Consider the following 19241-nt stretch of genomic DNA (forward strand, 5'->3'; position numbering starts at 1 on the left):
GGACTCAAGCACGGCGGGCATAGAAGGCGTCCAACATTTCGGGGTCAGATCAAAAATACGCGGACACCATCGCCCTTAATGCTGGAGTTCGGAAGGTGAGTTCGCCGGACGCTTACCCTCAACCGGCCTTGCCAGACGACGCGCGGTGAGTAGCGCTATCAGCGCGCAGGCCAACAGGCTCAGATCGACGCCGGCCACGGCCCAGTAGGGTTCAAGCAGCATCCTTTTGACCAGGTGGTCCCCCGTGGTGATCCAGTTGAGCAGCACCGCAGCGACGCAGAGCAGCGCCAGGCCGGATTGTGCCGCGCCTGGGCCACTGGTGCACTACGCAACAGCGCATGCAGCAAACTCAGCAGCCAGGCACCCCAGAACACCCACTTTTCCCATTCGCCACGGCCAGGCATGGGCTCAGGCAGCAGCCGGTTGGCCGCCAGCATGGCGACCGCTGCCAGCAGCATGCCGGTAACCGTGGTGACTGCCATGGCGTCAACCAACCGACAGCCCTGCAGCCCGAGTCGGGCGTGCTCCTGCTTGCGTATCTCGACGAAGAACACAAAACCGCTGGCGATGCACACACAGCCGAGCAGACCGCCCGCCACGTACAGCCAGCGCAGCGCCCAGTGTTCGAAGTGCTGCAGGTGCAAGCCGGTGAGAAATTGATTGACGGAACCAACCGGGTCACTCGGCGGGTCGTTGCGCAGTAGCTCGCCGGTACTGGCCTTGAAGTGAATGCCCTCCCCGACCAGCGCCACACGATCACTGCCGGCGCGGTAGATGCTGACGTAGCCGTTGGCGTCATTTAGATGCTCGATAGTCAGCAGCCCGACCTCTCCCGGCATATCGCGCGTAGCCCAGATGCGCTTGGCCTCGGCCACCATGGCATTGGCGGAGGCCATCTTCGCGGGCACACCGGCCTCATCATGGGGCAAGCCGGTATGCGCCGCCTCGATCACCTCATGCCGATTATGCAGCGGTTTGAGCAAGGTCCCGGAGACCGGGAAGTAGTACATCGACGCGAAGATCACCAACCGGTGAAGGCAAAAAAGAAGTGGAACGGCAACGCCACCACGCCAGTCATGTTATGCAGGTCCAGCGCGCTGCGCTGGGTCCGCTTGCGCGGACGGAAGGTGAAAAACTCCTTGAAGATCTTACGATTGATCATCCGCTGGGTCCTTTGGCTGGTTGGGGATACCAAACTCGCCACCAATGCTCAGCACGGGATCTCGGTGGGTGGTGTAGGCATAGAGCGAGACCATGGGCATGGTTTCCGGCGCCGGCAGGTCGCCGATTACCCGCCCTTTGGTTGCCGCCATATCCACCGGATGCGGTTTGAGATCGGCAAATACCTGTTTCAGCAGGTTGTTGTAGGACGGCATAGGCTGCGGCTCGAAGCGCGTATCGGGGATCGCCCAACGATCGATCTCGCGGTCGAACACCGACAGTGCACCGAAAAAGAAGACGACCATCAGCACGAAGCCCAGCACCAAACCGAACCAGGTGTGTACCCAGGCCATGGATTGGCGAAAGTTGTTCAGCATGGCTCTGCTCCTATCCGATGATCATGCGCTGCAGCTGCCAGGCAACAGCCAGCATCAAGACGCTGCCGAGCGCCAGTACCATCGAGACCCGCCACAGACTGGCTGCGGAAACAGCGCGAGATACAGGACGAAGGCCAGCATCATCATCGCCTGCTCGGCGGCATGGTAATCGACCCCAACCCCATTCAGCGCCGCCACGCCCTAGACGAATGCATAGCAGCCGAAGATCGCGGCCAGAACACGAGATACCACCACAACAGGAGCCATTACTGACAGGCTCACCAGCTGTAGCTCAGCTTGGCGGTGAGTTCTCGGCCCGGATTGTAGTAATCCGCAGTTCCGGAGCCCACGACATGCTGCTCATCCAAAAGATTACTGACATTGACCGCCAGATCCGTGTCCTTGGCAATCTGGTAATTGAAGGCTGCATCAAACAAGGTCGTCGCCTCGCTCTCGCCGGTGTCATTGAAATACCTTGAACTGAACCGTCAGCCCAAGCGAAAGAGCAGGATTGCGCTGTTCTGGAAATCCAGCCAAGCTCTTCTGAGGAAACGAATAGCTGCGGAGTCGTGGGTATGCCGTTCTCTCCAAAGCAGCCATCGCTTAGCACCCAAGCATGCAAAAAGATCAGCATAGACGCTCGCAGGTATGACGCAGGAGGGGCAAGGCGCAAATATATAAACTGCTTTATATCAATAATATACAGGTCTTATGTCCTGATTTTCCTTAATCTCGGCATAATCCTTACATTAACTAGCAGGAAATTAAATGTTAAAAGCCCTGCGTGCATCTAGCATGTGGAGTTTTTCTCCTTGCAGCCAGCCGGCAACGATAGGCATGCGCATTTAATAGCTCATTGTGAGTATCCGAATAGACGCTTGCCAAGGACACCATCTTGAACATACGAATGTTCTTGAAGTTGAAGATGGCGATCTAGCAACGGAAAATCTTTCCTAGGGAAACCCCCTAAAAAACGGTACAAGGTTTCATAGCCTGCCCTGTTGATATATGGAAAAATCGCTGCCTTATGCAGGTCTCTTGGGATCAGCATCCCGCCCCTTCTTTTCTCACACAGTTTAGTAAATATCAAAAACCTTGAGTAGGGGATAATCTCCAGTAGTGATGCGGTTAAGACCAAACTACCAAATCTACTTGATGGATCGGCCGTGGACGCCCCCAATAATATACTCTGCTCAAAAGAGCTTGCGTCGGGTGCTCGTGCATCTTTCCTCGTTTGCAAGTGGATTCTAGCGATTCCGCCTCTACTACCACGAAAGGGACATTGAAGGAAAATATTGAATAGCCTATAAAATAAATCGTGCAATGTAGGTTGTTGATTGTCTCTACTGATCAGAGCATGCTCAATCTTTGTGAAGGTACTTGAGCAAAAACGAAAGAATAGAGTTTCCTCTATGGAGGCATTGTTTGATATCGAATTGCAGCTTTGGACAAACGCATCCCATGCCCTTGAGTAACGCGGTGTATCAACTAGTCTCACCAACTCTCGATCATGGGCAGCGCAGACACAAGAATAAATGTAACACCAGTCCTTCCGCCATATAGGCAAACGACCATTCGCCACATCATCGCGTAAGCAATCAGGGCAAAAAAAACGGCGATACCTCCATTCGACTAATTTATCGCCTCGAAGGCAAAAAAAATTTCGTAATAGTTCAGGGGTAATGTCCCCGGCTACACAACTTAATCGCTGGCTGGCGGATAAGAATTCTGAGTCTGGGTCCGAATATTTGATCTCCACACCCTCCCACCAATACGCTGGGCGTTCTGTTGATGATAATCGAGGGAAGCCAGCGGCGTTTGGATTAATGCTGCATCGAAACAACCAAGATGAAAGTGTTTCTTCAGAACTTGGTGTTGGCAAGCCAGAGAAACTCACTACTAATAGCCCCAAGGATTCTTGTTTGCTCGCCGCAGCATATCAACATCCACCTTCTCCCCCCCCATTTTTATGGCATAACAGGCAGCCGCCCTTATCAATTCGAGTGTTTTGTCCATGCGCCCATTCGACATAGATAAAATAGTGCCTACCATCTCCTCAGAGTACAAATGTGATGGCTGTTTTAGCGGTAGGGACTCCTCTACCTCCAAGAGGAATGACCTGAACTCCTCACTCTCTATCCAGTCATCAAGAGCAACTTCGTGAAAACGTCTCTTAAATTCATAATTGGATTTAAGTGCGTTGCGCGCACTAGCAGTGCCAAAGCAAAATAGTTTCAATCCATATTCAGGGCCGAGCAGCTTTTTAAGAATAGACATGTTAAAACGCTGCTCTTGCTTCGAGCGTAGCAGTGCATCATGAAACTCGTCGATCACCAGCCCCCAAATTTGCCTCAGCCTAATAACCTCTCTAATCTCGCTTGGCAGGTCAGAGCTACTTCGGCGACTTGAGCCAGAGCCAACTGGTATTCCGAGCGCTAAAGCTATCTCATCTTTAAGGCTTTTTTTGGTATCTATTTCTGGGGATGCAGCCAAGGAGACAAAAATCAACCCTGCACTCCTTTTTACATGGTTTGGAATCTTAGATATTATAGCCGTCTTTCCAGAGCCACCTGGGCCAACCACAAGCAAAGCAGGCGCACTCATACGATCTGGTACATCCGCGATATTATTCATCATGCGAAAAACAGCTGCACTAGAGTTATTGTTCACCCATATTTCTTGATGAATTAAGGCTATTCGCGTATCAATATTAGAAGACAAATATTTTCTGATGTCCGACCGGACGTGCTCATCACTCATGACTCATCCCCAGGTCGAAATTTTTTTGGAGAGGCTGAATAATTTGGCTTGATATGTTCCCTGTCAGCGTTAAAGCTACTACTTCTAGGATTTGGATTTGCCTCAGTATAGACTTTTTCAGCGGCCTCTCGGCGTCTTTCCTTCTGCGTTAACTTTTTACTTTCCTCTTCAATTTTTTGCTTCCCTCTGTAGGCTTTTAACCCGCCATCACTATCTATGGCTCCGATGCGGACTGGGTGACGATAGAGCTTGCCGGCACGATATTCCTCATAGGTAGGAGCCTCAACGGTTACGTCAGACAGGTGTATTGGGCAAAATTGGCCATCCAATTTCACCCATACAACATTCATATCGTACGGGTCATATTTGACTATGACATTTCTAGTCCCCACATGAGACCCCAATATAGGATCCCAATAAACTTGGCCATGCAAATTAATGCCACCAGGATTAATTTTTCGGTCTTCTTGAGGCATGAACCAAATCTTTAATTGCTCGGAATTCAAGCCTGCCGGGGGGTAAGGAAGCCCTCCGTTGGGCGCGAAATAGTTTGTCCACGCTTGTCGCGGGCTACACTTTAATGCGCTATGAACTGTTGAGTGATAGACAACTACTTCGCGAGAGAACCAGCGAAAAAAATCAGAGAAGGTCATGGTTGCATTTCTTTCGCTGTTAAGTCCTCTGCGCGCAACAGAATTTGACATTGTAGTCCCCGGCAAGAAATGCACCTTAGTAGTCATGAACGTGCCTATCAGCCGTTCAACATGACCGCCAAAATGTTTTCTTCCTACAGGTCGGTATTCGGGGGAAATCCCAAAAGATTCACACCCTACTTTAAATTTTGGGCTGGTGAACTCTGCGGCATTGTCCATATGAAGGACTTCAGGCTTTCCATAGTAGGGGTAGTCTTCTGGATCCAAGCCAACACTTGCCGAAAAGTTTACTTTAGGAAGGACAGAATGACTAAGAGCGCAAGCCACTGAAACAGTAGACGGGACGTAAAGGCTAAGATAGTAACCAAGAATAACCCTGGTATAGACATCAATTACAATTGTCAGCCACGGGCGTCCAATAATATTTATGCGATCATCAGCCAACAGAATTATATCGACGAGGGTGTGATCCATCTGTACCCATTGCAGCGGCCTTTCAAGATTTTTTTTACCCGGGCGAGCTGAAAATTCTTGCGTCGCGGCATCAGGACCTTCTTTAATTCTCATTCTTGTTTTTTCTGAGAGGATTAAGCGTACACGCCTCAATACCGTATCTTTGGAAGGGCATGAAAAACCTTGCTCCTTACATGCAACATCCACCTCGCTCCACACTTTGCTGTAGCTGGCTCCTTTCGACTTGAATTTTTTAGCAGCCTTGAAAATTATGACCTCAACCGACTCATCCAGTCTCGTAACGCCTTTCTTGACACCCCGTGTCTGCGCAATTAAAGATAGTGGGCCTACGTCAGCGTCAAAAATTTTAGCCAAACGATAGAAGTAACTCTTTGATACACCCAGTAAAGAACAGTACTTAGTGACTACCCCTCCCTCAACCTTCCACTTTCTGATAATTTCAAAACGCTCAGCTGCCAATGAAAGTTGATCAACGGTGTAATCATTGACATTCAAACCCTCCCCATGATCACTACCATTAATTGCCGTAACACTAGGGATTCGCTGAATGTCGCGCGCCGACACCAGTATTACTTCACCAGAGTCGACAATTGTTACCCTTATCGTTTTGTCACTAAATACCTGTTTGACTTTCGCAACTTTTCCCTTGGCGACAATGAGTTCCCCAGGGGTTAGCTGATTTGCCATGGATGTACTCTCCACAACGCTAATCTAGGCGAAGTCTGCCGAGCGGCGACTTACATCAGTCTCTATCAACGATCGAAATTGGCTGCCGAACACGATACGACGTCACGTTCAAAAAATAGACTATTGCTAGCTTTTCTGCCGCGTCAGTCTATTTTTTAAAAGTTAATCAAGGTATGTGATTGATTATTAGAGATAAATGATATTCTTTTTTTTGATCGGGCATCACAACTGATTCGACAAACCCGCTTCTGACGTCCAACCTCTCAACGGGCCATGTCCTTCGTGTTCATGGCGAGTCCTTGAATGAGGTGGCTGCCGATGAAGCTGATTCAGTGCCGTTTCTCTTCAGGTCAGCGTGTGCCGCTGCTCGTGCAAGCTGGTAATGCGGCGCCGTTGCCCATACTCGTTCCGTTCATCTACGTCCAACTCAAACTCAGGCACCGCGCTTACAATACTGCTGCGGCGCATCTGCGAGCGATCCAGGCTTTCTATAGCTATGCCAAAAGCCGAGATCTGGATATCGATGAGGCCATCTTGGCCTGCCACTTCGAGGCGATTCTGGCTTTGCTGGACGGTTACGCCATCTGGCTCCAAAGCGGCCGTCAAGCCGACAACCTGGTCGCCCGAATGGGCCAAGCTGAAACGGCACCTTTTCCGCAGATCGATCCGCGTACCCGTGACCAGTACCTGCGGTTGCTGAAGCAGTACCTGTCCTGGTGCGTCACCCGTTACATTCCGCGCGCCCGTCAGAACTCAACCACCCTGGCTAACATTGAAGTTGTATTTGCAGATGTCGCCGACGTCATTGAGCGGCGGTTTGAGAGCCATATCATCAATGCTCGGCCAGACCGCACTCGTTACCGAAGCCTGACAGATACACAACTCCAGATCATTCGCACACTGATTCGCCCGGGCGATGCAGAGAATCCGTTTCCGGAGCGACTGCAGTTGCGCAATTGGCTAATGATTGAATTGCTGCTGGAGACTGGTATCCGTCGCGGAGAGCTTCTGAAGCTCTACACCACGGATATCAATCAGGGCTCTCAGCACGCCTATGTCAGCATCAATGATCGCGAACATGATCCCGGGGACCCACGTGCTGAAGAGCCCGCGCTGAAAACACACGGACGGACAGTAGGTATTTCCGCGCAGTTGTATGAGGTCTACGAGCGTTATATCCAGGGCGAGCGACGTCCCCTGCGTGACGGCAACCCGATGAAATTGCCGTACCGCTATGACGAGTCTGCGGTTGGTCTGACACCTCGACTATGCCACGCCGTTATGCAAGTCGTTATCTAGCCGAGTCGGCCAACATCCACAACGCCCAGCGTGCCTCGGCAGCCTGGAGTCGACTTGACAGTTAAGGAGGTTCGCCGTGACTAAATCAGCCGATCAAGAACACGCTTCACCCTCCTCCTCTTTTCCGGCCTATGTGTTCGAGGGCCCAGCACAGGTCGCGATTCGAGCTAGGACTAATGACCAGCCAAGGTACGTCGATACTCGGTTGAGCGTCTGGACGTGGTACGACGGTGGTATGGCAATGAATATTGATTGGTCTGGCCTAAAGCTGAATTCAGAATTTATCGAAATAGCCAAATCATTTATGGTCCATACGTTAGAGAAATACTCCCCTTCAACTGCATATAGGGCCGCGAGAATGCTCCATCGGGTTTCGGAAAGTGATATTTCCTTGAAATTCCCTTGGGCAGCCAATGAAATTATCAGCGCATTCAACAGTTGGAACTGCTCTAGAGAGTATGTAGTCGTCTTTCGTACGCTTTATCGCTGGGCAAGGGATAGAGGAATCACAGGATTCAGCAACGATATTTATCTAAGGATCAAGGATTTCAAAACCGAACGCTCAGCCCCCTACTCTCGAATTTTTCTCTCTCAGTCCGGCTTGGAGCTCGATGAGGAAATTCGCCTGCTCAAGCGTATAGAGCGGAAGGTTCCTTCAGATAATTGGGTGGATGCTCAGTTCAATATGATGCTTCACCTGAGTTTTGAATTGGGGCCGCGTTCGATTCAATTTCATTCGCTGGAGATTGCGGATTTTGAGGTGCCCCGATCGGGTGGTTCGTTAGGCCGAGTGGGCCCAGGCTAGCTAGGCGAAACGAGTTAGGTAGCTGAACGCATTAATATTCCGATGCGCTAGCCTCATCCTAACCCTTAGTAATTTAACTTCACATTGCCAGACTGCTTTAATGAGAAGTCGGATTGCTCAAAGCATCAATGAAGTCATCCCGATTTGAAAAATTATGGGTATTCAGCAGTGAGATCCTTAATGCTGTGTGCACTGCGATTGTGCACATGCGTATCGCCGTTAATTCAGCAGAGGAATAATTTTCCTTGTACTCATTCCTCAAAAAATAAGATTTCGCGATGCTATCCTTGATAATTTTCCGCTCAGAAGGATCAGCACTTACCAAGTCAGAAATTCGCTGCGAGATCAGTGAGCCTGCATACTCAAAACTATGTCGTAGATATACGGACTCAGCAGCAACCAATGTATAGCGAAGTCTATCCGCCGTGCCTGCCAGCGTACTTCCTTTGCTAAACAGTATTACGCCAGACCTAACCGACCTAGAGAAACTATTAAGCCCGGACAAATCGATCAAGCCGCTAGCCGCAGATAGTTCATTTAATGCCATATTTTTCAAACCAGACTCCGAAAGCTTCCATGACCCTCGGAACATCTCGCTGAGGCCCTCATGCCTCATAAAGCCATTTTTGACAAAGGCAAATACATTCTTTACCGGCAGAAACTCTGAGCCCTTTAACGCCATTGGGCACCTTGAATCAGAAATGGGAGCCGTCGGAGAAAAAAATCTGAGTATATCGACAGCATCATATGCCATCGCGTAACCACTTTCAGTGATAACCGAATGATGAGCCTCAATATTAATTTCAACCGCGGCAAGGCCTTGGACGCTTTTCCTAAGCGTTTGAATATGAGCTTTAAAGCTGTCAAGCTCTTGTCCTAGCGGTAGCGCTATGCCCCCTTCGATCGAATCAAAAATATCTCCTGTTATAGGAGTTATAATGACTGGGCCGAACTGAAATGCAGTCTCGATTTCAAAATGTGCTATTGGGTAGTAAACATCCAATGAGCCTATCTCGTTTTCAGCCTCGCCTCGAACGAAATCGTAGTAAGAGCATTTCTCCTCTACTCTCCATGATTTCCTAGCCCATGAGAAAAATAATGCACTTAAAAACTCAATCCCAATTTTTTGCCGTGCCCAGTTTTCGGTACCGAGAATAGCTAAAACCTCTCGCAACTGACCCAACCTCTGTTCGATCAGACCATAATGACCTTCAGAGTCCCTGATGAACAATATGATCTGATTTCCATCTTCGTCTGATGAATATATGAAGAGATCTGCGCCTGAGCCATCATCAAAAATATGCAGTGCAGGCCGTTGACTGTTAAATTCTTTATCGCTACTTTGGGGGAGCAAATGCTTTTTAATTGAAGAGTAAATATCCATGACTATGGCATCCACCCGATCCCTGATAGACCCTTCAGGCGTTTTCCCCTCTGACTCCGACTTACGGGAATCAACCTCTGAATATCTCAAGCGCTGTTGTGACTCTAGGCCTTCAAGCTCAAGCAAGTCTGCCGCGTGGTAGTCCTCTAATCGCAATTTCAGCCACTCGTTTAGCTTTCTGATTTGAGCTAAATAGTCTGCGACCAGATCACGAATATCAATGTAATCACCAGCCTGTTCAATATAAGCTTTAGCTGGCGCCGTCCAGGACTTGTAATCCAGCAAGTCTGAGGTTGGAATTTGCACGCCAACCTTCAACTCAAACACATCATTCCCAGTATTTACAAAACTTTTGTATATCTGAGAATTTGGCAGCCCTCTGTGTACGATATAGTTTCTCATATCCTGAACGAACTTGCATGTCGGTGATTTGGCTACGGTATTAGAAATCTGACTAATAATCTCGGCATGAACGCTTTCATCACCATAGCGCTCCTTCATCATAACCCGAGTATGATCAACCAGAGTCATTGCTGACGCGACAAAATTATGAAGGTGTCGCTTAAACTCCCTATGCGCTTGATCACCTGCCTCACGACTCGCTCCATCCAACAAAGCAGCCCCTACATCGGGATCATGCAATCGCTCAGTTGCAGCCAGCAGTTCTTCACCGTTAATGTATAAAATATTTAACGAGAACGTCCTTCGTTTCTGATCATTCTTAAATCGCATCCCGCGAGAGCCGTAGAGTGCCCTAAGATCATCCGGCAAGCTTTCCATGTCTTTTTCACGCATAAATAATTGCAAGCTCCACTTTGGTTATGCACTTTTGTGCAGGAATGGATCAATATATTTATTGACTCAAATTCCAGCGCCGAACTTGACGCAGCACTCCAGCACTCTTTGCAAATCTCACAAATACTATAACCCGATTTATCGACAACTAAAACTCTAAGCCCATCAGCTGCTTATGAACATCTGACATCACCCACTTGTTAAATTATGTGTCATGCCACGTTACTGGCCAATCTCCCGCCAACCCCAGGCTAATCGGACACGATGCTTTTGGCCTCAAGAAATGCTTCCAGCCCAAAGACTCCAAACTCCCGACCGACACCGGACTGCTTTACCCCGCCGAACGGCGCCAGCAGCTCTGGCGAAATTCTGTTGATCAACACCGAGCCGGCCTGCAGTTGGGTTGCCAGGCGTTGGGCACGTTCCAGTTGCCGGGAAAACACATAAGCTTGCAAACCGTAGATACTGGCATTGGCAATAGCGATCGCTTGTTCTTGCGAGTCATACGCAATGATCGATAGCACCGGGCCGAAAATCTCCTCTTGCGCGATGTCCATGTCACTGCTGACGTCGGCAAAGACCGTAGGCCTGACGAAATAGCCCTTATCCAAGCCGGTTGGTCGGCCCTCCCCGCCGATAATCAACGTCGCGCCTTGCGCCTGCCCGCGGCGGATGAAAGCTTGTACGCGGTCGAATTGGGCGCGATTGACCAGCGGTCCGAGCGCAGTGGCCGGATCCTGCGGATTGCCGACGACCATCGCTCCAACCAGGCTTTTGACGCGGTTGATAATGTCCTCGGCGTGCGTGCGTGGCACCAGCAGACGTGTGCCGGCGACACATGCCTGACCGTTGTTCATGAACGCAGCATTCAGAGCCAGGGGAATGGCGATGTCGAGATCGGCGTCATCCAGGATGATAGAGGCCGACTTCCCCGTGAGCGACAGACTCACTCGCTTCATGGTCTCGATTCCGGCGCGTGCAATGAGCTTTCCGGTGGCGGTGGACCCGGTGAATGAAACTTTCGCGATGAGTGGGCTGGCGCTGATTTCGTCACCCACATCACTGCCGCGTCCCAACAGAATGTTGAAAACCCCTTTGGGCAACTCTGCGCGATGCAACGCTTGGGCGAGCACGATGGTCTGCAAGGGGCTCAACTCGCTCGGTTTGATGACCGAGGCACAGCCAGCCGCAATGGCCGATGCCAGTTTGCTGCATATCGTCCCGGCGGTGCTGTTCCAGGGGGCAAACAGCGCCGCGACTCCGACCGGCTCCATCACCACGGTAGCGTCACCGACCGAACGACTCAGGTCGAAGTGTTTCAACACCTGCGCCGCATTGGTAAATGACTGCGAGGCGTAGCGACTGACCCATTGCGCACGGGCAAACGGCGCACCGTACTCTTCGATGGCGGTATCGCGAATTTCATTCGTGCTCGCCAGCACGGCAGCCTGCAACTGCTCGAGCATGTCGATACGCCCGGCCTTGGAGGTGCGGCCCATCGCGACTTGAGCACGCGAAGCCGCCGCGATAGCGCGCTTGGCATCTTCACGATCAGCCAGGGTGAGCGTACCGATGACCTCCTCGGTAGCCGGATTGATGCATTGCACCGTTTCATTGCCCTGAACGGGAACGAATGCTCCATCAATGTAACTGTGATTGATCTTCCACATCGTGGCGTACCTGATTGATTGCGGTTGCCCGCGATAAGCACAACGCCCGGTATGCTCAGGCGTTGGCCTCGTCGTCGCCCCACCCTCTCCCGCTTTTCAGCCGGGCATCGGCTCACGTGCGCCCCTCCGGATGACGGGCGCGGAAATCTGCAGCCTCCCGAATGGGCCCTCTTTGGAAAGGTTACTTACGAAACACGGAGGGTGATGATCAGAGCGATGTCTCCCACTGCCGCTTCGCCCTTGGCGTGTTACTTCGCCGTGGCGGCTTTTTCGATTAGGCGGGCAACCGGTTCCGGGTTCGATACCATCACGACATGTGAAGCGCCCTTGACCACTTCCACGGCTTTGGCAGCGGCGCGCTTGGCCATGAACGCCATGGCTTGTGGTGGAATGTTCTTGTCCTTGTCGCCGTAGATGTACCAGGACGGAATATGCTTCCAGGCAGGGCTGCCGGACGCTTCATTGAGCGCCGCTTCCGTTACCGGACGTTGGGTGGCGGCCATCAATGCCGCCTCTTTCGCGGGGACGTCCGCGGCGAACTGGTTGTGAAATTTGTCCTGCTGGATGTACAAGTCCTTGCCCCCATCGGCCAGTGGTACAGGCGCAGCCAGCGTTGGGCCCAGCGTACTGCCTGGGAATTTGCCGGCCAGCCCGGCGACGGTTTCCCCGGCCTCAGGTGCAAACGCACTGACGTAAACCAGGGCTTTGACGTTGACATGATCGTTGGCCGCATCACTGATAACGTTGCCGCCATAGGAGTGGCCGACCAACACCACCGGCGAATGAATGCTCGTCAGCAATGCCGAGATTGCCGAACCATCGCTCTTTACACCGCGCAATGGGTTGGCAGCGGCAACCACCGGGTAACCGTCCTTCTCGAGAATCTTCACGACGCCATTCCAACTCGACGCATCGGCAAAGGCGCCATGTACGAGCACAATCGTGGTTTTTTCAGTTTGCGACCAGGCGTGTGTCGCCATGCTCAGGCTGACGGCGACGGCCAGTGCGGTTAATACTTTTTTCATTGCTAACTCCGGGTTTGACGGGAATCAGGGGGCGAAGCGAGTGAAGACAAAGTCGTGATTCCGCACTCGCGCCTGGTGACAGGCGAAGCAGGTTTCGTGTTGGGCTTCATCGGCCGGTTTACCGTTGATAAACCGCCCGAATCCCCAACCACCGGTTGCTGCATATTTTTTCGAGTCCTTGACCATCACCTGCACGGTCGTGGCCGGCCCCGGGATGGACGCCGGCTCGAATTCCGGGGACTGCACATGTTTCCAGGCCAGCTTTACCAGCACCGTGCCATCGGGGAATGGCAGCGTTGAGTCCTGATAAGCCTTGATGGCCGAGTCATTGCCCAGCACGGCTCGCAGTTCATTCAGGGGGGCTGCTTCCTGCGCCGGCGCAATCAGCGGCCATAGACGGTAGTTTTCAGGCAATTTCACGCCATAGATCGGTGAGGCGTCGCCAGTACTGGCGTCGCCCGAGGCAACACCGGTAGCGGTCAACGCTGCGATTGCAATGGCAGCCGACATCGCGGCAAGAAATTTCAGCTTCATCATCGCCATCCTCTCAGCCGGTGTTCAAAGATGATCGGCATCGATCACCGCCTGGGCGAAGGCTTTCGGCGCTTCCTGCGGCAAGTTGTGACCAACACCGCCGGTGAGCAATCGGTACTCATACTTGCCAGTGAAGCGCTTGGCGTACGCTTCGGCAGGTGGGTGCGGTGCGCCGTTCGCATCACCTTCCAGGGTGATGGTGGGCACGCTGATGGATGGAAATACCGCGAGTTTCTTCTCCAGCGCGTCGTATCTGGCCTCGCCCTTGACCAACCCCAGGCGCCAGCGATAGTTGAAAATCGACACGGCCACGTGATCAGGGTTTTGCAAGGACGCCGCGCTGCGCTCATAAGTGGCGTCGTCGAAATTCCACTGTGGCGACGCCAGCTTCCAGATGAGCTTGGCGAAGTCATGGGTGTTTTTCTCGTAGCCCAGGCGCCCGCGCTCGGTCGCAAAGTAGAACTGGTACCACCACTGCAGTTCGGCGGCTGGCGGCAATGGCGCCTTGCCCGCCTCTTGGCTGCCTATCAGGTAACCGCTCACAGCGACCAGGGCTTTCACTCTTTCCGGCCACAGTGCGGCAACGATATCTGCAGTGCGGGCGCCCCAGTCAAACCCACCCAGCACCGCCGTCTTGATCTTCAGCGCGTCCATAAAGTCGATCAGGTCAGTCGCCAGCGCAGCAGGTTGACCATTGCGAACTGTCTTGGCCGAGAGAAAATGCGTATCGCCATAACCCCGCGCAGAAGGGATCAACACTCGATATCCCTTGTCCGCCAAAGCAGGAGCGACATCAGCGTATGCGTTGATATCGTAGGGCCAGCCGTGCAACAAAATGACCACAGGGCCATCGGCTGGGCCGAGTTCCGCGTAAGAAATGTCCAGCAGCCCCGCTTTCACATGCTTAAGAGCACCGAGAGAGGTGTGGGCTCCCGGCGTGATAGCCCCAATGGTGGACGCGGGTACATCAGCCGCGCTGGCTTGGGAAAAACCGACAGCCACCGCTGCGAATTGCAGCGCCGCTGCTGCCAACAGCGATGGGGCAAGACCCCGCAGGCGGCTGGATTTATTTTGGTTGTTCAGCAAGGTCATCTCCATGGTGCTTCTCCGTAGCGAGCCGCCGAATAGCGGCCCGGTTGTGTTGACTGGATTGCGTGTGAGCTACTGGGCTGTCTTCGTTGCGCTCAGCTTGGCGCGCAGCGGCCGGAAGGCCTCCCGCAACTCTTCGCTGAACAATTGAGGTTGCTCCCAGGAAGCGAAGTGGCCGCCCTTGTTAACCTGGCTGTAGTAGGAAAGTGATGGGTAAGCGCGTTGCGCCCAGCTTTTTGGCGCCTGATAGATCTCGTGCGGGAAGACCGTGATCGCCACCGGCACCTTGATGCTTGCGGTGTTCTGCGCGGCAGCGCTGAAATTGTTGTTGTTGTTTTCCCAGTAGAAACGCGATGACGATGCGCCTGCGTTCGTCAGCCAGTACAGGCTGATATCGTCCAGCATCTCGTCACGGGTCAATACCCGTTCAGGCTGACCATCACTGTCCGTCCACGCGGCGATTTTTTCGTACATCCACGCCGCAGTACCGGTAGGCGAATCGGCCAGCAGGTAACCGATAGTCTGCGGGCGCGTAACCATCATCGCGCCGTATGCTGCATTGCGGCCGAAGAAGGTGCTCAAGGAATCAAACGCCTTGCGTTCAGGCTCAGTGAGCCCGACAGGGGCCGGGTCACCACTATTGATCGGCTTGACCAATTCGGGCGGGATGGTGGCCGGCATGTTCAAGTGAATGCCCAACAGACCCGGCGGATTCAGGCGGCCTAATGCATCCGATATCACCGAACCGTGATCTCCGCCCTGGGAAACATAGTGGGTATAACCCAGACGCTTGATGAGCACATCCCAAGCCTTCGCGACTCGATCCGGCCCCCAGCCCAATTCAGTTGGCTTACCGGAAAAACCGTGTCCCGGAATCGATGGAATGATCACGTCGAACGAATCTTCAACCTTACCGCCGTAAGCAACGGGATCCGTCAGCGGGCCGATAGTCTTCAGGAACTCAAACTGTGAGCCTGGCCATCCGTGTGTCAGAAGCAGCGGCATCGCGTTGGGGTTTCGCGAGCGAACATGGATGAATTGAATATCGACGCCGTCGATAGTCGTGATGAATTCAGGCAGCGCATTGAGCTTTGCTTCGGCCTTGCGCCAGTCATAGCCGCTGCCCCAATACTTCACCAGCGCCTGGACCTGGGCCAACTGCACGCCTTGGGAAACGTCATTGACGGTCTCTTTGTCCGGCCAGCGGGTCGCCGCAATGCGCTTTTTCAGATCGGTCAATTGAGCTTCATCGACGTGAATTCGATAAAGTCGAATTGATTCGGGATTGGTCGAGGCCGAGTTGGCAACTGACGCATCGGCGGCCGGGCCAGCAGCCCAGGCACCACCGCTGCCGGCTATCAGGGCCAACCCCAAAACGCCCATTCTCACGGAAGAAGCCAGACAATGGCGCCAGGTGAAACCGAACGTAGCTGCAGGCATTTTGAATTTCCTATAAGTCATTGGTCGACAACGTCGCGAAACGCGCAGAGACAGCCGCGAGTTAAATGAGTCATCCATTGGAGAAGGTTTGCGCCTTCTCGATGGGTTCATTTAAATCCCCGCAGGTATCCCGTATGTGTCATCAACCGACTTAAAAGAATCGCTGTGTATCTATCCAAAGCGCGGATACAAAACGGTACAAACCGACCACTCGCTCATCAGAAAAGCCAATGCCCCGACTTGTCGGGGCATTGGCTTTTCTGGGATGTGGAAAACATAAGGGCTTTTCAGCCCATCAAGCCCGGCAAAGGGCATCGAGACCGCGTCGATTGCCAGGCGGCATGACTACCCAAGGAACGGGCAGATACCCCGCTCAACATTCGTAAAGCGCTAAGAGTCACTAAACGTTAGCCGAAGAAAATCCAGTGCGCGCGGTCGATGAACTCGACCTGGGCGTACTGGGTTTTGAGGGTATCGATCCTGCCACAACCGGTCGTCCGGCCTGCAACCGATCCGCTGCGCCAGGCGCTCGACAGAGATAGCTCTGGAGTCTTTCCGGTGGCACATGACCGATCACAATCGACCTGCCGAACGCCCCTCAGTCGTAACAGTGACAGCACCGGACAAGGCAATTACAATTTGATTAACATCCAGCGATTGAGTGATTGAATACCCCATGGAAAGCAAGACTGCGCGCCTCACTGTGCTCATCGATCCCATCAAGAAAAAGGCGTTCGAGGAACTCTGTGCAGCACAGGATTTGACGCCTTCGCAGGTGGTCCGTCAGTTGGTTCGTGACTACCTGGACACCCACGGTGCCAGCTATTCGACCAAAAGCAAGTACGCCACCAGCAACAAGTCATAACCGAACACGGGCAGTTAGCCTTTAGAGGGTCGATGTGTCCTCCACGAGACTGACAGCTTTCGCCAGCGCGGTGTTGAAGTCGGTGTGGTAATGCTCCGCGCCGATTTCTTGCAAGATGCCCACCCTATTGAGCTTGTTGAGTACCTTCGTATTCGCCTCGCAGAGTTTCACCACGATATGCCGCTTGTGCAGTTGCTGGATGACTTCTTCCAACACCTGTAAGCCCGTGATATCCATAAACGGTACGCGCTTCAAACGGATAATCAGCAGGCGCGGGTCGGTATGAGTCTGTGCAAGGACACGCTCGAACGTCTCGGCCGCCCCAAAGAACAGCGGCCCCTCAATCGTATAGATCAATACTCCCGGCGGCAGTTGAGCATGGCCATTAGCTTTCAGCTCTTCTTCAAGCTCGTACTCGACGACCTGTTGCACCTCCACGGATGAGGCCATGCGGCGTATGAAGTGCAGCATCGCCAGAATGACGCCGATATTCACGGCGATCACCAAATCACTGAACACGGTGAGGCCGAAGGTGATGAGCAGGATCGATACGTCCGCGCGCGGGGCTCGCTGGACCATGCGCTTGAAATGCTTTAGCTCGCTCATGTTGTACGCGACCACAAAAAGTATCGCGGCCAGGGCGCACAGCGGGATGTTTGAGGCCAGAGGTGCCAGAAACAGAATAATCAGCACCAAGGTGACTGCGTGCGTAATGCCGGCCAGCGGGCTTGTGCCGCCGTTACGGATATTGGTGGCCGTGCGGGCAATGGCCCCGGTAGCGGCGAAGCCGCCGAACAAAGGCGTGACCAGATTGGCCACCCCCTGACCGATCAGCTCCTGATTGGAGTCGTGCTTGGTACCTGCCATGCCATCGGCCACCGTCGCGGACAACAGTGATTCGATTGCCCCAAGCATGGCGATAGTGAACGCCGGACCAATCAGATCGATGACCCGCGACAGCGTGATTTCAGGCAGGCTCAACGCGGGCAAACCTTGAGGTATGCCACCAAATGCACTGCCAATCGTGGCGACCCCCTCGAAGTGAAAGGTGGACTGGATCGCTGTCGCGACCGCCATGGCGATTAGTGGGCCAGGTACTTGTTTGAGACCGGGAATTCTGGGCGCGGTGATGACCAGGAAAAGGCTAAGTACCGCCAGCAGGGTCGTGGCCATATGAAGATCCGGCAGGGCCTGGAGCAGATGCCAGAGCTTTTCATGGAAGTGCTCTCCTCCGACCTTCGGTAATCCGAAAAAATCTCTCCACTGCCCGACCCAGATGATCACGCCGATGCCCGCAGTGAATCCGACGATCACCGGGTCGGGGATAAACTTGATGATTGCACCGAGCCGGGCCATCCCCAGCAGTAACAACATGGCCCCCGCCATCATCGTGGCGATCTGCAGGCCGTCAACACCATGCTCGGCCGTGACGCCCGCAAGAATCACGATGAACGCACCTGTCGGCCCGGCAATCTGCAAGCGGCTTCCGCCAAAGAGCGAAACCAGCAGGCCACCGATGATGGCGGTGTAGATGCCTTGCTCAGGTTTGACGCCAGATGCAATGGCAAACGCCATGGCCAGCGGGAGTGCCACGATCCCGACGATCACGCCAGACATCACATTGCGAAGCCAGTGTCCTCGTCCCAACAACCCCGCCTTCCATGCCTCACCTATCGCAATCATGGCTAGCTCCTCAGTGGATGCATGTGCATAATATTAACATCCAGTGATAATTGAAATCCCCTGTCGCCACTGCTTCGTGCGGCTTGAGATGTCTAGGGTGGAAGCTCAGAGGGAGCTGAGCGAGCATGCACTGCCAATAGAGAACTTTTGAAAACGCGCGTAGCGTGGTGACAGACATGAATCGTCAAGCTGTGAAAACCAAACATGCCGAAGGCGTGACCTTCGACACGCATGTGATCGCAAACCCGACCAACCCCAAGGAGTGGATTGTGTTCTTCAAGAAGGACGCCGGGAGAAGTTATTTTTTGGTTGATGACAACGAGGAGGTCGAGTCTTTCGGGCATCTGGATGACTTGGTCGCAGAACTTCGCGACTTGGGCCTCAAGGCTGCTGAAATCCACTTTTAACCCTGGGTACTTCATGCAGCCAACACGCCGTCCCTGTTCCAAGTCCTTCAAAGCCCAAGTGTTTGATGGACGACTATAGACGTGCTCGCGAAGCGATCTCCTTGATCGCTCCGCGAATTGACTTGCCCTCAGG

17 protein-coding genes are annotated in these 19241 nt (G+C 53.1%); 4 read left to right on the forward strand and 13 right to left on the reverse strand.

Features of this window, described 5'->3' with window-relative positions:
• Window positions 1–179 precede the first annotated feature (179 nt).
• The 6 genes from ACODSV_RS22660 to ACODSV_RS22685 form a co-directional block, all read right to left on the reverse strand.
• Window positions 180–1010 (reverse strand): PepSY-associated TM helix domain-containing protein, encoded by an 831-nt coding sequence (locus ACODSV_RS22660; protein ID WP_196448527.1) that lies wholly within the window; start codon window positions 1008–1010, stop codon window positions 180–182.
• Window positions 1011–1021: 11 nt separating this feature from the next.
• Window positions 1022–1162 carry a PepSY domain-containing protein gene (locus ACODSV_RS22665; RefSeq protein WP_196448528.1) on the reverse strand — a complete coding sequence of 47 codons (141 nt, stop codon included), beginning with the start codon at window positions 1160–1162 and terminating at the stop codon, window positions 1022–1024.
• A complete protein-coding gene (locus ACODSV_RS22670; RefSeq protein ID WP_090515957.1) occupies window positions 1149–1538 on the reverse strand; it encodes a PepSY-associated TM helix domain-containing protein in 390 nt (129 codons plus the stop codon). The genes ACODSV_RS22665 and ACODSV_RS22670 overlap by 14 nt, the downstream gene beginning before the upstream one ends.
• A 278-nt stretch (window positions 1539–1816) precedes the next feature.
• Window positions 1817–1975: a TonB-dependent receptor gene (locus ACODSV_RS22675; protein WP_023628987.1), complete on the reverse strand. Its 159-nt coding sequence runs from the start codon at window positions 1973–1975 to the stop codon at window positions 1817–1819.
• Between the two features lie 1462 nt (window positions 1976–3437).
• Complete coding sequence (locus ACODSV_RS22680) at window positions 3438–4298, reverse strand: TniB family NTP-binding protein (protein ID WP_024075431.1); 861 nt, start codon at window positions 4296–4298, stop codon at window positions 3438–3440.
• Window positions 4295–6112 (reverse strand): Mu transposase C-terminal domain-containing protein, encoded by a 1818-nt coding sequence (locus ACODSV_RS22685; protein ID WP_024075432.1) that lies wholly within the window; start codon window positions 6110–6112, stop codon window positions 4295–4297. The genes ACODSV_RS22680 and ACODSV_RS22685 overlap by 4 nt, the downstream gene beginning before the upstream one ends.
• A gap of 318 nt (window positions 6113–6430) precedes the next feature.
• On the opposite strand from ACODSV_RS22685, the gene ACODSV_RS22690 reads away from it, so the two are divergent.
• On the forward strand, window positions 6431–7411 hold the full coding sequence (locus ACODSV_RS22690) for a site-specific integrase (RefSeq protein ID WP_277377965.1): 981 nt from the start codon (window positions 6431–6433) through the stop codon (window positions 7409–7411).
• A gap of 76 nt (window positions 7412–7487) precedes the next feature.
• Window positions 7488–8216 carry a hypothetical protein gene (locus tag ACODSV_RS22695; protein ID WP_277377967.1) on the forward strand — a complete coding sequence of 243 codons (729 nt, stop codon included), beginning with the start codon at window positions 7488–7490 and terminating at the stop codon, window positions 8214–8216.
• Between the two features lie 97 nt (window positions 8217–8313).
• On the opposite strand, the gene ACODSV_RS22700 is transcribed toward ACODSV_RS22695, so the two are convergent.
• The 6 genes from ACODSV_RS22700 to ACODSV_RS22725 all read right to left on the reverse strand — a co-directional run bounded on the left by ACODSV_RS22700 (window position 8314) and on the right by ACODSV_RS22725 (window position 16153).
• The gene (locus ACODSV_RS22700) at window positions 8314–10395 is read right to left on the reverse strand and encodes a hypothetical protein (RefSeq protein WP_489046422.1); all 2082 of its coding nucleotides are present in this window, start codon (window positions 10393–10395) and stop codon (window positions 8314–8316) included.
• Window positions 10396–10646: 251 nt separating this feature from the next.
• On the reverse strand, window positions 10647–12065 hold the full coding sequence (locus ACODSV_RS22705) for an aldehyde dehydrogenase family protein (protein WP_454843673.1): 1419 nt from the start codon (window positions 12063–12065) through the stop codon (window positions 10647–10649).
• Window positions 12066–12313: 248 nt separating this feature from the next.
• Window positions 12314–13090: an alpha/beta fold hydrolase gene (locus tag ACODSV_RS22710; RefSeq protein WP_454843672.1), complete on the reverse strand. Its 777-nt coding sequence runs from the start codon at window positions 13088–13090 to the stop codon at window positions 12314–12316.
• Between the two features lie 24 nt (window positions 13091–13114).
• Window positions 13115–13624, reverse strand: coding sequence for a cytochrome P460 family protein (locus ACODSV_RS22715; protein WP_024075435.1), 510 nt, complete (start codon window positions 13622–13624; stop codon window positions 13115–13117).
• A gap of 24 nt (window positions 13625–13648) precedes the next feature.
• Window positions 13649–14722, reverse strand: a complete 1074-nt coding sequence (locus ACODSV_RS22720) for an alpha/beta fold hydrolase (protein WP_304997351.1) — start codon at window positions 14720–14722, stop codon at window positions 13649–13651.
• 63 nt (window positions 14723–14785) lie between these two features.
• The gene (locus ACODSV_RS22725; RefSeq protein WP_489046419.1) at window positions 14786–16153 is read right to left on the reverse strand and encodes an epoxide hydrolase family protein; all 1368 of its coding nucleotides are present in this window, start codon (window positions 16151–16153) and stop codon (window positions 14786–14788) included.
• 676 nt (window positions 16154–16829) lie between these two features.
• Here ACODSV_RS22725 and ACODSV_RS22730 point away from each other — a divergent pair.
• Entirely contained in the window at window positions 16830–17018 is a 189-nt protein-coding gene (locus tag ACODSV_RS22730) for a ribbon-helix-helix domain-containing protein (RefSeq protein WP_024075438.1), read from the forward strand.
• 21 nt (window positions 17019–17039) lie between these two features.
• On the opposite strand, the gene ACODSV_RS22735 is transcribed toward ACODSV_RS22730, so the two are convergent.
• On the reverse strand, window positions 17040–18701 hold the full coding sequence (locus ACODSV_RS22735; protein ID WP_454843669.1) for a SulP family inorganic anion transporter: 1662 nt from the start codon (window positions 18699–18701) through the stop codon (window positions 17040–17042).
• Window positions 18702–18877: 176 nt separating this feature from the next.
• On the opposite strand from ACODSV_RS22735, the gene ACODSV_RS22740 reads away from it, so the two are divergent.
• Window positions 18878–19108, forward strand: a complete 231-nt coding sequence (locus ACODSV_RS22740) for a hypothetical protein (protein WP_041160937.1) — start codon at window positions 18878–18880, stop codon at window positions 19106–19108.
• The last annotated feature ends 133 nt before the right edge of the window (window positions 19109–19241 follow it).

It is taken from the genome of Pseudomonas sp. FG86, assembly GCF_057808775.1.

What these genes read in the sequence shown, in the direction of transcription:
- ACODSV_RS22660 (WP_196448527.1), bottom strand. Translation starts at nt 1,010, where the DNA reads ATGTACTACTTCCCGGTCTCCGGGACCTTGCTCAAACCGCTGCATAAT.
- ACODSV_RS22665 (WP_196448528.1), bottom strand. Translation starts at nt 1,162, where the DNA reads ATGATCAATCGTAAGATCTTCAAGGAGTTTTTCACCTTCCGTCCGCGC.
- ACODSV_RS22670 (WP_090515957.1), bottom strand. Translation starts at nt 1,538, where the DNA reads ATGCTGAACAACTTTCGCCAATCCATGGCCTGGGTACACACCTGGTTC.
- ACODSV_RS22680 (WP_024075431.1), bottom strand. Translation starts at nt 4,298, where the DNA reads ATGAGTGATGAGCACGTCCGGTCGGACATCAGAAAATATTTGTCTTCT.
- ACODSV_RS22685 (WP_024075432.1), bottom strand. Translation starts at nt 6,112, where the DNA reads ATGGCAAATCAGCTAACCCCTGGGGAACTCATTGTCGCCAAGGGAAAA.
- ACODSV_RS22690 (WP_277377965.1), top strand. Translation starts at nt 6,431, where the DNA reads ATGAAGCTGATTCAGTGCCGTTTCTCTTCAGGTCAGCGTGTGCCGCTG.
- ACODSV_RS22700 (WP_489046422.1), bottom strand. Translation starts at nt 10,395, where the DNA reads ATGCGTGAAAAAGACATGGAAAGCTTGCCGGATGATCTTAGGGCACTC.
- ACODSV_RS22705 (WP_454843673.1), bottom strand. Translation starts at nt 12,065, where the DNA reads ATGTGGAAGATCAATCACAGTTACATTGATGGAGCATTCGTTCCCGTT.
- ACODSV_RS22710 (WP_454843672.1), bottom strand. Translation starts at nt 13,090, where the DNA reads ATGAAAAAAGTATTAACCGCACTGGCCGTCGCCGTCAGCCTGAGCATG.
- ACODSV_RS22715 (WP_024075435.1), bottom strand. Translation starts at nt 13,624, where the DNA reads ATGAAGCTGAAATTTCTTGCCGCGATGTCGGCTGCCATTGCAATCGCA.
- ACODSV_RS22720 (WP_304997351.1), bottom strand. Translation starts at nt 14,722, where the DNA reads ATGGAGATGACCTTGCTGAACAACCAAAATAAATCCAGCCGCCTGCGG.
- ACODSV_RS22725 (WP_489046419.1), bottom strand. Translation starts at nt 16,153, where the DNA reads ATGCCTGCAGCTACGTTCGGTTTCACCTGGCGCCATTGTCTGGCTTCT.
- ACODSV_RS22730 (WP_024075438.1), top strand. Translation starts at nt 16,830, where the DNA reads ATGGAAAGCAAGACTGCGCGCCTCACTGTGCTCATCGATCCCATCAAG.
- ACODSV_RS22735 (WP_454843669.1), bottom strand. Translation starts at nt 18,701, where the DNA reads ATGATTGCGATAGGTGAGGCATGGAAGGCGGGGTTGTTGGGACGAGGA.
- ACODSV_RS22740 (WP_041160937.1), top strand. Translation starts at nt 18,878, where the DNA reads ATGAATCGTCAAGCTGTGAAAACCAAACATGCCGAAGGCGTGACCTTC.